21 protein-coding genes are annotated in these 13,138 nt (G+C 40.9%); 13 read left to right on the top strand and 8 right to left on the bottom strand.

The features are described from left to right. Positions 1 to 588: 588 nt before the first annotated feature. From F6K15_RS35590 to F6K15_RS35580, 3 genes are read right to left on the bottom strand one after another with little or no spacing between them, the layout of a single operon-like run. Positions 589 to 993 carry a hypothetical protein gene (locus F6K15_RS35590; RefSeq protein ID WP_293070497.1) on the bottom strand — a complete coding sequence of 135 codons (405 nt, stop codon included), beginning with the start codon at positions 991 to 993 and terminating at the stop codon, positions 589 to 591. Continuing rightward, positions 977 to 1,816 carry a hypothetical protein gene (locus F6K15_RS35585; protein ID WP_293070495.1) on the bottom strand — a complete coding sequence of 280 codons (840 nt, stop codon included), beginning with the start codon at positions 1,814 to 1,816 and terminating at the stop codon, positions 977 to 979. Before F6K15_RS35585 ends, F6K15_RS35590 begins: the two co-directional genes overlap by 17 nt. A 6-nt stretch (positions 1,817 to 1,822) precedes the next feature. After that, positions 1,823 to 2,404 carry a hypothetical protein gene (locus F6K15_RS35580; protein WP_293070493.1) on the bottom strand — a complete coding sequence of 194 codons (582 nt, stop codon included), beginning with the start codon at positions 2,402 to 2,404 and terminating at the stop codon, positions 1,823 to 1,825. A gap of 97 nt (positions 2,405 to 2,501) precedes the next feature. Between F6K15_RS35580 and F6K15_RS35575 the strand changes: the two genes are divergently transcribed. The 4 genes from F6K15_RS35575 to F6K15_RS35560 all read left to right on the top strand — a co-directional run bounded on the left by F6K15_RS35575 (position 2,502) and on the right by F6K15_RS35560 (position 5,079). After that, positions 2,502 to 2,927 carry a hypothetical protein gene (locus F6K15_RS35575; protein ID WP_293070492.1) on the top strand — a complete coding sequence of 142 codons (426 nt, stop codon included), beginning with the start codon at positions 2,502 to 2,504 and terminating at the stop codon, positions 2,925 to 2,927. Positions 2,928 to 2,999: 72 nt separating this feature from the next. Beyond that, positions 3,000 to 3,944, top strand: coding sequence for a hypothetical protein (locus F6K15_RS35570; protein WP_293070490.1), 945 nt, complete (start codon positions 3,000 to 3,002; stop codon positions 3,942 to 3,944). 3 nt (positions 3,945 to 3,947) lie between these two features. Beyond that, entirely contained in the window at positions 3,948 to 4,316 is a 369-nt protein-coding gene (locus F6K15_RS35565; RefSeq protein ID WP_293070488.1) for a hypothetical protein, read from the top strand. 139 nt (positions 4,317 to 4,455) lie between these two features. Further along, positions 4,456 to 5,079, top strand: a complete 624-nt coding sequence (locus F6K15_RS35560; protein ID WP_293070486.1) for a hypothetical protein — start codon at positions 4,456 to 4,458, stop codon at positions 5,077 to 5,079. Positions 5,080 to 5,150: 71 nt separating this feature from the next. On the opposite strand, the gene F6K15_RS35555 is transcribed toward F6K15_RS35560, so the two are convergent. After that, positions 5,151 to 5,465 (bottom strand): hypothetical protein, encoded by a 315-nt coding sequence (locus tag F6K15_RS35555; RefSeq protein ID WP_293070484.1) that lies wholly within the window; start codon positions 5,463 to 5,465, stop codon positions 5,151 to 5,153. A gap of 101 nt (positions 5,466 to 5,566) precedes the next feature. Here F6K15_RS35555 and F6K15_RS35550 point away from each other — a divergent pair, with 101 nt between their 5' ends. After that, positions 5,567 to 6,169, top strand: coding sequence for a C39 family peptidase (locus F6K15_RS35550; RefSeq protein ID WP_293070482.1), 603 nt, complete (start codon positions 5,567 to 5,569; stop codon positions 6,167 to 6,169). A gap of 9 nt (positions 6,170 to 6,178) precedes the next feature. Here F6K15_RS35550 and F6K15_RS35545 read toward each other — a convergent pair whose 3' ends face one another. The 4 genes from F6K15_RS35545 to F6K15_RS35530 form a co-directional block, all read right to left on the bottom strand. After that, on the bottom strand, positions 6,179 to 6,775 hold the full coding sequence (locus F6K15_RS35545; protein ID WP_293070480.1) for a site-specific integrase: 597 nt from the start codon (positions 6,773 to 6,775) through the stop codon (positions 6,179 to 6,181). 338 nt (positions 6,776 to 7,113) lie between these two features. Beyond that, positions 7,114 to 7,815 carry a hypothetical protein gene (locus tag F6K15_RS35540; RefSeq protein WP_293070478.1) on the bottom strand — a complete coding sequence of 234 codons (702 nt, stop codon included), beginning with the start codon at positions 7,813 to 7,815 and terminating at the stop codon, positions 7,114 to 7,116. Positions 7,816 to 7,818: 3 nt separating this feature from the next. Then, the gene (locus F6K15_RS35535; protein WP_293070477.1) at positions 7,819 to 8,277 is read right to left on the bottom strand and encodes a hypothetical protein; all 459 of its coding nucleotides are present in this window, start codon (positions 8,275 to 8,277) and stop codon (positions 7,819 to 7,821) included. A 78-nt stretch (positions 8,278 to 8,355) separates the two neighbouring features. Further along, positions 8,356 to 8,751, bottom strand: coding sequence for a hypothetical protein (locus F6K15_RS35530; RefSeq protein WP_293070475.1), 396 nt, complete (start codon positions 8,749 to 8,751; stop codon positions 8,356 to 8,358). 332 nt (positions 8,752 to 9,083) lie between these two features. Between F6K15_RS35530 and F6K15_RS35525 the strand changes: the two genes are divergently transcribed. The 8 genes from F6K15_RS35525 to F6K15_RS35490 all read left to right on the top strand — a co-directional run. Continuing rightward, a complete protein-coding gene (locus tag F6K15_RS35525) occupies positions 9,084 to 9,356 on the top strand; it encodes a hypothetical protein (RefSeq protein WP_293070473.1) in 273 nt (90 codons plus the stop codon). Positions 9,357 to 9,384: 28 nt separating this feature from the next. Further along, positions 9,385 to 9,543 (top strand): hypothetical protein, encoded by a 159-nt coding sequence (locus F6K15_RS35520; RefSeq protein ID WP_293070472.1) that lies wholly within the window; start codon positions 9,385 to 9,387, stop codon positions 9,541 to 9,543. Positions 9,544 to 9,929: 386 nt separating this feature from the next. Continuing rightward, on the top strand, positions 9,930 to 10,769 hold the full coding sequence (locus tag F6K15_RS35515) for a hypothetical protein (protein ID WP_293070470.1): 840 nt from the start codon (positions 9,930 to 9,932) through the stop codon (positions 10,767 to 10,769). Between the two features lie 135 nt (positions 10,770 to 10,904). Continuing rightward, a complete protein-coding gene (locus tag F6K15_RS35510) occupies positions 10,905 to 11,510 on the top strand; it encodes a hypothetical protein (RefSeq protein ID WP_293070468.1) in 606 nt (201 codons plus the stop codon). Position 11,511: 1 nt separating this feature from the next. Further along, positions 11,512 to 11,757 (top strand): hypothetical protein, encoded by a 246-nt coding sequence (locus F6K15_RS35505; RefSeq protein ID WP_293070466.1) that lies wholly within the window; start codon positions 11,512 to 11,514, stop codon positions 11,755 to 11,757. Between the two features lie 307 nt (positions 11,758 to 12,064). After that, complete coding sequence (locus tag F6K15_RS35500; RefSeq protein WP_293070464.1) at positions 12,065 to 12,511, top strand: hypothetical protein; 447 nt, start codon at positions 12,065 to 12,067, stop codon at positions 12,509 to 12,511. Beyond that, entirely contained in the window at positions 12,511 to 12,786 is a 276-nt protein-coding gene (locus F6K15_RS35495; RefSeq protein WP_293070462.1) for a hypothetical protein, read from the top strand. Before F6K15_RS35500 ends, F6K15_RS35495 begins: the two co-directional genes overlap by 1 nt. 83 nt (positions 12,787 to 12,869) lie before the next feature. Beyond that, a partial coding sequence (locus F6K15_RS35490) for a hypothetical protein (protein WP_293070460.1) occupies positions 12,870 to 13,138 on the top strand: 269 nt, incomplete at its 3' end.

The raw sequence follows: 13,138 nt of genomic DNA, 5'->3' as shown, positions 1-13,138 counted from the left end.
ATTTAGACGCTTAAGTAAAGATTATGAGGTGTATTCAGATATAAGTGAAGCCATGATTTATGGCTCTTTAATTCACCTTATGGTTAGGCGACTAGCTAACTTAAGATTTACTTTATAAATCAGCTCTAAGACATCTGAACCTACTTTTTTGAAATAATCCTTGTCTAACTCTTGCCCGTAGATTAAGGCGCTAGACAAGGTAGCAGTATTTATGATCATACCAAGACTACAAAAATTTGATACAATTGACATTACCCACCAAATGGGTTTGGTCTTGTCAAACTGTTGCTAAAAATTCTGGTGGCAGTTTTTCAAGCCCTAAAAGTTTTCAAATACCTAATAAAATAATGATTGGGTTCAGCGAAATTCCTCTTGCTTTCTATCGAAATTATTAGGGAATTATGGTAAGCAATCGCGCATTTTATAGCGCGATTTTTCCCTGAATTAAATTCAAATAATTTGACCTTGACTTCTTTTATTCCAAGATGGATGATGCTCGGCCATTGATAACAACACTACTCCAAATATCCGGATTTGACTTAGTCCTAGTTTGTTCTGGGAAGCTGTGTTTAAATCTGATTATTTACTTCAATCTTTATAGTAATTTTTATCCTTAATTGTTTTAACCTTCCCTGATTTTAAATCTTGTTCGACTACCAATCCTTCACTTACTCTCTGGATATTAGGATTGTCATATTCTGCTTTTTGGTCAATTCCGACCACAGACTCATATCCAGAGTTAAACTGTTTCGACAGCAAATGCGCGTCTTTGCCGTAATTCCCCATGGCTGAAGCAACTATCATCTCTTGCTTGAACTCATTCATTTCTCTCGTGAAATTATAACTATTAACTAAAGATTTGATGTTGTCAGCAATTGCATTTTTTTCTGCCACTATCCCCTTGGGTTTGCTAGTTTTATTTCTATTATTAATATCAGGAGAAACAGAAGCTTTATTGATTTGTGTTGAACGAATTTTACTGGCTTTTGACATTCGTAATAACCTCCAATAAACTTTGAATTGCCTTTAACTTAAGAAAAGTATACGGCTGGTCTCTGGTTTGAAGAAGCCTTCCCAATACAGCTTCTGTTTTTGTCCCTCCTTCTACCGTAATGTGCAAGACAACGTATTTGTAAACCGGACATATTAGCCCGGAACCTGGAAATGGAGGCATGGGAGGGTCTGCCACTTCATCAAATTCATCGTCAAGGTCTTCTGGTTTATTGGGGTTTTCTTTAGGTTTTTCTTCTCCACCGCAAGTATCAAAAGAAACTGTTTTTTCTCCTATTTGAAGGGATATACTATGACATTTTTCCCCTCCTGGTTCTTTCTCGTACTCTTTGGTTTCAACTTCTTCTGCTTCTGGAACTTCCTCTTCTAAATCTTCTACAATTTTGTCTAAATCTTTCTCTTCTATCTGCTCAATAATATCTTCAATTTCTTGCAGTTCATCTTGAATTATTTCTTCTAAATCAAAATCTAAATCCCACATATCTTCAAGTAATTCTGCATCAATTTCTTTCTCTTCTCTGATGCGGTCTTCGTAATACTCTACTTGCTCCTCTGTAGCTTCATAAACGTTTGGACCGTATCCTTTTTGAGCTTCTATAAACTCCGGTAAAAATATTAATGCTGGATGATTACCAAACCTTTTAATAGCTGCTTTTTGTGTAGCCTCTCTAACCTTTTCTCCAATATAATCATTTAGAGCTTTTTCAACCCCTTCTTCTTGAGCAGAATAAGCTAAATCCTCTGCCTCTTCTAAAATTTCTTTTATTTCCTCTGCACTTTGATTTTTGCGCCGACGTCTTGCCATAAACTATTAAAAATTTAACAATATTCCAGTCCGAAATTCTATAGGTAATTTATCTATATTAATCTTTAATTCGTCATTAGGCTGAAAACCATTGACTTCAAATAAATAGTCAGTATTAATATTAATATAATCAGGCGAAGATAAAGTTGAACCCTGACCTAGATTCAACAATTCGCAAGTCAATACTGAATCAATATTTAACATCTTAGCAGTCTTCCCGAACCTACTTAATATTGATATGGTGTAGGCTATTCCATAATTTTTCAATGAAACAATTCCTATATCACTCCCGTTCCTGGAAAATTTTAAGCCAATCTTTTCACTATTATTTCTAGCTGTTACAGACTTTTGTAGCCTTGTCGCCGAAGAATCTTCAGGATTGATTGCTGGAATATTCCCTAGGGCAATAGTTTTCTGAAGATTCACTTCTAACGTTATTTCTATTAAGGCAAAGATCACTCCTATTTTCCATCCAGTTAATCCCGATATAAAAGGGGAAATCACATTATTAACGTTCAACAATTCTCCATTAAATATGTTATGATCTAAAGTTAAATTAGATGTCCCACTTTGAGTTAATAATCGCATCTTTGGTAATTATAATATGGAATTTAATCCAAGCAACAGTATATCCAATATTAGCACCAATATTGTAGAAGTTCTTACTTACCGGCTTTTACAGGAATTGAATGACATAGAAGCGGATGAAATCAGAAATGATAATGCTATCGACAATGTAAGTAGCGAACGTAACGAGCAGACTGGTGGTGTCACAGCGACTGTCGTTATCCCTTGCCAGGTTCGGTTGCAGTCAGGTCTTCCTTTAGTAACTATCAACAACCCCTATAACACTGCTGAAAATATTCTTGCCGCTTTTTACGAGTCAGCTTTTGCTCAATGGCTTGGAGAACAATCTTTAGTTAATAATCCCGCGCAATCTAAATATATTACATTGACTCAAGTATTTTTCCCTAGGCAATCTATTGAAACGGGAAACAATAATGCTGCTGTAACTTTTGGATTTACTAACTTGCCTACCGTTAAGGAGTTCCAGGGAGTGTCTGTCAACGTCCGTGGCGTTGACTATTTGCAAGGAGTTTTTCAACAATAAGTCAGTAGAAGATGTTTGTCATTTGCGCTAATATACTGTCAATAAAGCATTTTATTTTACCAAGGAGTACAAATGGGCGGACTACCAATTCTGCGCTGGAACGACCTACTGGAAGCAATCATCTTGTCAGCAAATAGGCCCGCAAATGATGAAGGTAAGGCTTACTACAAGTACACCTGGACTAATTTCAAACTGCCTCTTGAATCGGGCATATCTACTAAAATCGTCGCTTTGCCAGAGGGGAATAACTACCAAATTCTTATCAACAATAAATCAGAAAATAGGGTTTATTTTTATTTAGGAGAAGACGGCGAGGAAAACTTAAAAATCGATAATAGCGCTTGGGAATTGAAGCCTGGTCACGGAATAATAATCAAACAAACTGAATGCACTTTGTGGGGGATATCAGATAAAAATTCTGATATAATAGTTACTGTTCACTCAACTAAGCCAAAATTAAATGAAGAAGTGGTAATAGCTCTAAATATTGATTTAAAAATCGGCACAGGAGACTTACTGGGGGAGGATATCCCTTTATTGCAGTTTGCCAACATTTATTCTGATTGGGAACAAATATTGCGAGACACGGTGGATAGCGACCAGGGTGTTACTGGGTACAAGCTTGCCTACCTTCAGAGTTTTCAGCCTAGCCAAACTTATGAGTTTACCCTGAACGTAGACCCTGCTTTTACAGACTTTAGGAATGGGAGGGTCAAGCCAATTCAAGTATTCTTGATAGACTCTAACCTAGCGTTAGCTGCTATCGCCTCCGCTATTGCCGGAATGCGTGGGAACAATTCCTCTGTCTTGTCTGGTTTTGTCCCCAGTATTATTGGATATGCTAAAAACAACGGGTGGGTGGCTAACCTGTCTCCAGAAGGGGGCGCTTTTAGCATTACTCCTGGAAACTCTCAAACATTTTTGCATTTCAGCGCTTTGACAGGCAACAGTTCGGAAGGATGTGTAATTACAAATTTTGATAAAGCAACAAACACTTTTACTCTCGGAGGGTATTAGTCCGTGGAATTTTCGTTTATCGCTCCTGTTCCTGTTAATTCTTATGTACCACCAACTTTTAACAACTTCAGCATCCTTCCTGCTGTCAGCTTACCCAATGGAGGAACAGCAGAGTCTCCAGCAGTCGGCAGCGTGATAAAAGTGCTAGCCTCATCTACGAATTTTAGAGAATATTATATTCTGAATACGGGAGGCACAACTGTCAGGCTATTTTTTGGAGGAAGCGCTGTAGCGTGGCAAGATGATGTGAGAACGCCATTCATCTCACCCCCTGGTGACTTGCGTTACAGTTCGCTATCAACTTGTATGCTGTCAGTTTTTGCCTGGAGTGACGGTCGTGCAGGTAAGTTGATCTTAGGAGTTTTTGAATGATTTTGAAGTTGAGCAAGCCAAGCCTGAGCCAACCTTAGAAGGTTTTGGGTAAAAAAATGTATAATTTAAGAATCGCAGGATAATCTTGTTAAGAGTTCCCCTGCAAAGCGTAAACTAAGGAAAAAAAAAGCCAGGTTCTATGGTTAATGCGTCAAACTCTAATTTGGCTGTTGCAGCAGCACTGGAAAAAATACATGCGAAACTAAACAACTTGGAAGTTTCTGTGTCCCAAGCTCCATCGCCTCAACCGCCATTGGTTGTAGGAGAAGGAGAGATGCAACTATTGTTTTATGACCACGGTACAGGAGAGGTGTACCCGCCAGAGCTTCAACCACAAATCACTCCCACTAAAAATAAATTCCAATATCATCAGCTAAACCATCCTGAGAGATTGTTCTTAATCTCAGGAGAATTTGAAGCTCAAGGTATAGCTCAAATAGACAACTCTGCCCTTGATAGTTATAACACCGACAATAGCACATCTTTTGGGACGAAACCTATTGAAAAGATTGTTACTCCTATCGCAAACACGTCAGGGCGTGACATTCCTCTTACTCTTATCGGCGAGTATGATTGGATAAATATTAGCAGCGGAAACGTGACAGATCATGTTGAGCCGTTGTTTGCTTTGTGGGAAGCGGGCAGTAATGAGATTCTGCTTAAGTTTGACAAAAATACCCACTCGGTGGTTTTTGGAAGTGCCTTGACATGGAATGTCAAGCTCTGTTTTAGAGGCATAGACTACTTAGATATAGAACAGTAATTATTGGCGACTTTGCTAGAACAAGCATCCTGACAGGTTTTAATTAAAATCAATCAGAAGAAATATCCCGTCTAGAAGGGAATTGGATCGAGGTCATCCTCCCAATTGCCTTCTTCATTCCCTCGTTTTGGAACGGAAATTTTTTCTGCTTCGTAATATCCTAATTCGTTGAAATAATCTGTAAATTCTCTCTTGACTAAGTCAAAGAATGATTGCAGCGTTTTTGCGTGGGCGAGCAGATAATAATCATCTGGGCGATACCTGCAAATAGCGGGTCCCAAGTAAACTTCCCGATATAAACAACCATCCTCCAACCGCCCCACTTTTATGATTCCCCTGGTCTTTATCTCTACGATTGCTATTGAGTCTCGAACGCGCACACTCATATTAGAAAATTTTTACTACAATTGTTATAGACGGATAGCGGATAAGTTATTCATTTATTATAAGCGCTGTCTGCTTCATTCAAAACCAATCACAAATAAAAATGTCAATAACTCAACAACTAGCAGTTCCTTATAAATCACAAACTGATAATGTATTCTCTCCTTTCTCAGCTTGCAATGTTACTTGTTTAGCTATGTGCTTAAGCTATTGGGGGATAGAAGGTGATGACAGTCATCCTCAACTAGAAGACCAGGTATTTCATCGTGCTCAACAATATGGTTGGAACAGATTTTCTCCCCAGGGGTTAAAAGAAATTTGTGAAAGTTACGGAATAGAAGATGACCTTACGACTGACGGCACTTTAGCCGACATTCGAGTCGCGATCGAGGATGGGAAGCCAGTCATTGTTCATGGGTTTTTCACTGAACCTGGTCACTTAGTAGTTATCAAAGGTTTTGGTGAGGATGGCTTCCTCAGTCAAGACCCTTATGGTGAGTTGATGGCTAGTATGGGTACACATTCCTGGTATTATCAAATCAATGGCGCGGGGCATATCTTTGGAGAAAACCTCCACTACAGTAATAGATTGATTGCAGCTAGCTGTGGTAGTTGGAACCACCCTCAGACTCGTATTATATATAACGAGATGACCGACTCAGAATTGGAAGAAATTGACAATATGTGGATTCACAGAATAGGATAAACCAAGTCCTCACAAGTCTACACTGTTAATTGCTTTGTCGATCGCTTCTGGATCAATATCTATGTATTGCCTTAGAGCGTTGATGCTCTTGTGTCCAGTAATCTCCTGGATTATTGCTATAGAATAGCCAGCTTTATGTAGTCTGGTAATTAATGTTCTGCGGAGCGAATGTAAACTGATTCCTCGATGAGACAGCCCTGCTTTCTCCACCGCCACCCGGAAATTCTTATCAAATATCTGCCTGCTCAAATGCTTTGAGGGATTGGTTTTAGCTGGAAACAGCCATCCTGATTGAGCTGTAAGATGAAATTTTTGCAGTTCGATGAGCAGTGGTTTGATTATTGGAACTTGCCTGGTTGAAGCTACCCCGCCGGGAGATTTTTTTCTACTTTCTGATGGAAAAGTAATTTCTGGCAGAGGAACCAGGCGGGCGGGGTTGAAATAAACATTTTCAATTTTGAGTTGCAAGACAGCTCCAATCCGCTCCCCTGTGTAACGGCAAATTTGCCAGATTAGTTTATTGGCGGGTGTGGTAAAATTTTCATAGATGGCTTGAGCTTCCCAGGATTCGATAATTGAGGCTTTGCCTTTGCGCGATCGCTTCATTGATGATTTTTCTCCCAGCTACGGGGGGCCTTTTGGGCAGGTGCTAATAACTGCTCTATATACAAAAATAGCATTTTTCGCCAAAAAGTGCTGGAACTTCAAAGCCCCAAATATTCCAGCACATATAGCTTAGAACTCCTTGCTTCCTTGGGCGCTAATTTAACTAAAAGAGCAACTTTTGGAATGGATCGGCAAGTATGGGGGATAATAGGGGGCGCTGGGTTATTTTGTAAGAGGTTTCCGCAGTTGGGCAAAAAAAAGTTAGGCGAGCAAACACCTAACCCTCGAATGATTCTAGATGGAACTATGACTACTTCTTCCTATTATTATATTGACTTTTAAAAGTCAACGGCCTCAGAAATTAAATCTTCTATTTGAGAAATTGAGTATCCAACTTTCATCATCTTTTTAACTGTTGGAACTACTCCGGCAGAAATTTTAGTTTTCTTGGTTGATGGTTTGTAATGGCGTCGGCAGTAATAGTAGTTGGTTCGTCCAGTTTTTTCATTGACCTGGGTGTCCAGCCAACCAGATGCTGGTTTGTTATTTTTTTTGCCCACGGGACGTCCTCCGATTTTGGTGGGGAGGCGATCGCTATTTTTATCCTCTGTCTCGATAGGTTTCATGGAGCAAATATCTCCAGACTTACTTATGGAGCAAATATTGTCTTTACTCTCAACCACAAGCTTTTTAAATATTTGCTCCAGAGGTTCTTTACCTAATATTTGCTCCAGGAAATTTCTATCAATTTGATACCCATCGGCTTGATGTCTATCCACTAAAGATTTAATCCTGGCCACTGTATTGTCTGGGGTGATAGGTGGTGTTGGAAGTGCTGGAACTTTTGGCGGCAAGGTTAAATCAACTTCGTGGTTAAATAGGGTAATTCTACCCACCTCTTCAGTTTGAATGGTTAGTACTCCGGTGGTGACATTGGCACGTTCTACTTCAAATTTTTGGCCTTTGAGTTTGAGTTTGTGAGAATCGTACTTCTTTGTAGTTACTTCGACCCATTCTCCGGCTCTGACTGATGTGGCCATTTTTCAATCCTCCATCAATTCACCACATTGTTGAAGTCGAAGGACTTCTAGAATAATAAAAGTGGAATCAAAGGCCTGAGAAAATGGACGGCCTTTTGGTGAATCTATTACTACCTTCATTACTCCGTTAAGTCCTTGACACACAGCGTCTTGAATTAGCTTGGTGTATATTCTTTCCTGAATCCCCGTCAGGACGTGGCTGCTGGAATAGGGAAGACTTATGACTTGCGTTTCAATTTCTCCTGTTTCAGCATCGATGCGGGTAAAGGATAACATTGGTAAGATTTGACCTTCGGGACCGACTGAGTGAGCTGCCCAAAGGTCGGGCTTCATGTCTATTAGGTCGTAGAAGTCGGCTTCTGGATGCCAGCCTTTGGACCTTTTCAGTATTTTAATGATGCCAGGATGCCACAGGTTGAGTTGGCCTATTGTTAGTTGGGGTAGGGTTTCTGTTGAGTTCATCGTTTTCTACATATATGTGTGTGTGGGTTGACGATAAAATACCGACCGCTGAGATAGCGATCGGCACTCCTGATAGGTTTATTCTTGTTCGTTTGGGTCTTCGGGTAGCTTTTCAGCCTGTTCAAGAAGTCTCACTAACTCTTTTTCTAAGGCCGCTGCTGTTTCCAAAAATTCGGCCTTAGCTTTTTTACTCTCCATTAATCGAGTTTCAAGTCTCTCCCCATGGTCATCCATGTAGCAGAGACCTTTTGAGACTATTTGCCTGAGCAGGCCAAGGATTCCCCCAGCAACCCTATAGATTGTAGTTCGTCCCAAGCTTGAATCCACATCTCTAGTAATTCTCCCTGACTGGTGTTCAGAGCTTCCGCTATCTCCCTCATTCTCTGTCGAGATTTGGGAGTTATCGTTAGGTTGATACGCTCTTTCTTTTCTCCGTGTTTGGTTGGTCTTCCCATCTTTAGAATTATCATTCATTTGTTCTGTATGAAAAAATTTTAACTAACCTCTTGACATAATTATATACAGAACTTACTCTAGTATTATAAACATACAGAACTAATTAGTCAGGAGGACACTGCCTAACGGAGCAGGATTGTTTGAAGCGTCAAATTATGAGGTTTAGCAGTTTGGGCTTTATCCAGCCAAACCTCTAATCAATTCCTAAAATCTCCTTGGATTAAGTCGATTTGCCATCTTAATCCAAAGTCAACTGACATAAGCGTGACGTAGAATTTTTGACACAACCGCGTGGGAGCTTCTACTACGTTTTGCCCCCACGCTTCCTTAAAAGCATTTGGAGGTAATGAATGACTGAGCAACATGCAGAAAAAAAACGTATGACTCCCGATGAAGACTTTCTAAGTCTTTTATCTGAATACTTAGGCCAGGAGATGTACGACTTTAAACGCACTCGGAATCATAGGGCGTGGGAACTTTATAAAGAGATTGTTACAAGTTCGGAGACGTACCATAATTACAAAGGGACGCTTGACCAGCAAGGTGCTTTAGAACGGGTCGCCACCTTTTCCTTGTCAGCAGCAGAGTGCTTTGAGCAGGCCGTGGAGGACTATTATAGTTAATAGCGATCGGGAAACATTTCAGGTAAGAATGACTGGCAATTTAACAGATGTGCAGGAACGAGACTTATTCTTAACTTTGTGGCTGAAAAGTATTGGTTTTGCTAGGAATTCCCCTACTACTATAACGCCCGAATTGTCTAATCCTGAAAAAGTCACTTTATGCACAACTTGGTTCAAAGAGAGATAGAGGATATAACCCTATGGAAATCAGCCATCGCATTGAAATCGACTCCAGGTACTTTTGTTTTGAATTAGACCAAAGCTTGGACTTCCCACCTACTATATCGACTGGGCGTATAGTCAGCATATATTACAACTTTGCTGTGCGGCCTTCTCTCAAGTGGTGGACAGTACAGGGATGGCTTAACTTAGGATTTTGCCCCGATCGCGACCTGTGTACATTTCTCTGTCTAGCGCATCCCTTCCTCATCTCCGTGCTGCCAGTACACTGGTATGACGCTGTTTACCTCGGCATTGAAGAAGATAACTTCCCCCCTTTTTAGCCACCCGTACTTACTTACTGTTGACATTGACTAAGCTTTTTGTAAGGACAAATGCTTTAACACTAATATCATGGTAGACCATAACTTTGTATACCCACCAAACCAAGAAGAATTACCTCTGCCTCCATGGGCGGAGGATTGCCTCAACACCTTTCACCAGTTATTCTGGAACGAAGTCTGGAGAGAAGGCCAGGACGCTATTGAAATATTGCATTTTGAAGCAAAATTAGCAGGCCATGCCTATATTAAAGAGGGGATGATTTTGAGAGCATTCCAAATCTATAAACTCTATCGTGACTTAGGATACAGAACCTTTCAAGACTACTGTTTTAAAGAGGTGGGTAAAAAAGTTTGGCAATGCAAACAGTTAATGAAAGCAGCTATGACAGGTTGGCAATTACTCTGTGAAGGATTTGAGAAGTTGCCCAACTGCGTAGCTCAAGCTTCAGCATTGCGTGCCAAGTCTGAAAAGGAGGGGATTGACGGGGATGTCGCAGCGGATTGGCAAAGGTGCATAGACATGGCAGTCACAGAGGCAAAACCAATAACCGCACATTTTATTGAGTCCGTACTAGACCCAGGCTCCGCAAAGGAGACTAAGCAAATAAAATTGCCGTATGAAGTCTGGCGGGCATTCCAGAAAAAAGCCAGTAGAGCAGGACTTTCTGTCCAAGAATATTTAGAGAAACTAGCTAATGAAGGAGACTCGGAGCCTCAGGAGGAAGAATCAACTCAAGAGGACGATCCCCCCGCTGAGAGCGAAGAGCAAGACCAGCATAACACAGGCAATGACACCAGGACAACTTCAACAGTACAAAATGATCGAAAAAAGTTGGGGAGTCCAAGCTGCGATGAAATATCTGGCTCTAATCAGTTCATCGGAATACTGGACGACCCCATCCCGTATTAGGAAAATCACTCGTTATCAGTTTCCACACGAAGCTGAAAGGGCGGCTCAACGTCAACGAAGGGAGAAAAAGAGCATGAAGCTATATGACGACTATGGAAACATTAGTCCAACAAAATCAGACAGGAGAGTGAAAAAATGAAATTAATTGACATGAAGCAAGAGTTAGCTAATGTGGGCATCCTACCCGAACAGGTTAAGGATGAATTTGGCGACTTGCGACTCCGGGCGACTTGGGAGGCTGCTCACGGAAAATATTGTTGCTATCAAGATTTACCAATAGTTAGAGCTATTGCTGAACAAACGGAAACAAATAATATTGTGGCGTTCATCCCCCCTGCCCCTCCAGCGATCGTATCCCCACCAGCTTCCCCTCCACCTCTACCGGAAGAAGAAAACATCCCACAGACAGAGCCACCGATATCACCGCAGGAAGAAAGAATACTTCCTGGTGATAGCAGGCGAGCAAAGTCACGATCGCTTCCACAGAAACACCTTGATCTAGCTCTCGTGTCTTCCTTTAGGGAGTCTGTATTTGGTCAACAGCCAGTAAAGTACGACGAATCTGTGGTTGCAGCAGCTTCTTCTACTTTGCCACAGTTGTGGGTTAGCAATACAGCCAAGGTTAAACGACTGCTTACTCACTCATTGTCACCACCATTCCAGATAGGAGACAGTTATACTCAGAATCTGAAAATCCGAACTCCGAGTACAAGTAAAGGTAGCCGTTCACCACCTAAATAAAATGACAGAAAAGACAAGCTTGGAGCAAAAAGCCATTGTGGCGTTGGTGTTCGCGTTGAGACGTGCGGTCTCAACTCTGCAAGGAGAGAACCCTGAAATAATGTTAGAAGTAAAAACAAGACCAAAGGAAGTCGTAGTCTCAGCGTTCTTGATGACTGCTGTCGCCGAGTACAATCAATGCCCGCTAACGGTTAAAAATCTTGTGAAGGATTCAATCATGGAGTTGATAAAAAGATATGAAGAGTAACAGCTATCAGAAGGCAATACTATTTTTGGCGAAACAGCCTCCGATAACAATAACAATGACTCCCCTCGACCTTTTTTTGACGATTGAAGTACTGCTACAGGGGATTGCTGCAATGAGGAGAGTCAAAAAAAGCGTAATTCCCCTCGTAAAGAAAATGATAGCAACGCTTGGATATAGATATCCAGGAATAGCAGACGCCATCACCGTTGCTTGGTTAAAACAATTAAATTTGTAAAGGAGGAATATGAAGACAAAGGTTAGAGTAGGAGGTACTTTTCCTAGCTCCGTTCCGTATGGAAATATCAAGTTGGAAATTGAACGAGAAGTCCCTACGCACGAATCAGTAAGTAAAGTGGCAAACGACCTTAAGCTGGAAGTAGCCAAGTTAGCTGCTGGCAGTGATAGCGTTGAACTCGAAAAATGCTTAAGGGTAGTCAACTATCCTGACAAATGGGACAAGGTTCAGAAGCTGAGAGCATTGTGCGATGCTTACAAATACGAAATAGCCATTTTAAAGGAAAGCTTAAAAAAAGACTATCCTCGCATAATTGACTTAAAAACGCTGGTAACGAACCAAGAGGTTATCCAAGAAATTTCCGACAGACACAATGTTGGCGACGCTCTCTGGGATGATATCAAGGAAGCGATCGCTAGCCAAGAGTCACAATTGCAAGAGGGAATTGAGGATTCAATGTACTCTCAAGAGAAAGCTGTGTTCGATCAAGCGGTTGACGATAAAGTGGAGCCATTTTAATGTTAGCAGATTTATCTTTTAAAGAGAAAGAAAAAGTTGTCCTAGATATCCTCATGCTTGAACTGGCCGCGAAGACGCTGGCGCAAATACAAGGCATTGATGCAAATATCGTGTTTGAAAGGCTAGCATTTTTGTCCAAGCAAAAGTTGAAACTAATGTCTCCTGAAATGATCGAAAAAACTATCGCAGCAATAGATACTGAAAGGATGGCTAACTCCGAGTCAATATATACCCCGATAATTTTTCTTGCTGTTCAGGAGGATGGCTCTACTTAGTTTTTCCCTCCAACTCTAGTCATGGAAAATGCCTGCGTAAACATGAAAATTTTCACTAAAAGGAGAGTTTGATCGTGCAAGAATTGCCATCGGGGGAAAAAAGGGCTATCGCTCTCATCGTTTTAAGCTTTAGTATCGCTGTCAGACGTCTCGCGCGACTTGAAGGGGGTCACGATACAGCTATCGCTCCTACAATAATCTACGAGGCACTATTCGCTATAGAAGAGCTAACTGAGGATGATATTGAAAAGGCGATCGCTTTGATTCAAGAAAATAGCAATTGTGGCTTGGCATCTTTTTTCAGCTTTCACGAGGAGCTAAAAGAACTTGTCTTAGGGCAGCTTCTTGACCC

The organism is Okeania sp. SIO2B3, assembly GCF_010672525.1.
Taxonomy (GTDB): Bacteria; Cyanobacteriota; Cyanobacteriia; order Cyanobacteriales; family Microcoleaceae; genus Okeania.
The sequence above is the reverse complement of the archived record's forward strand: the minus strand, read 5'-3'. Positions and strand labels throughout refer to the sequence as shown.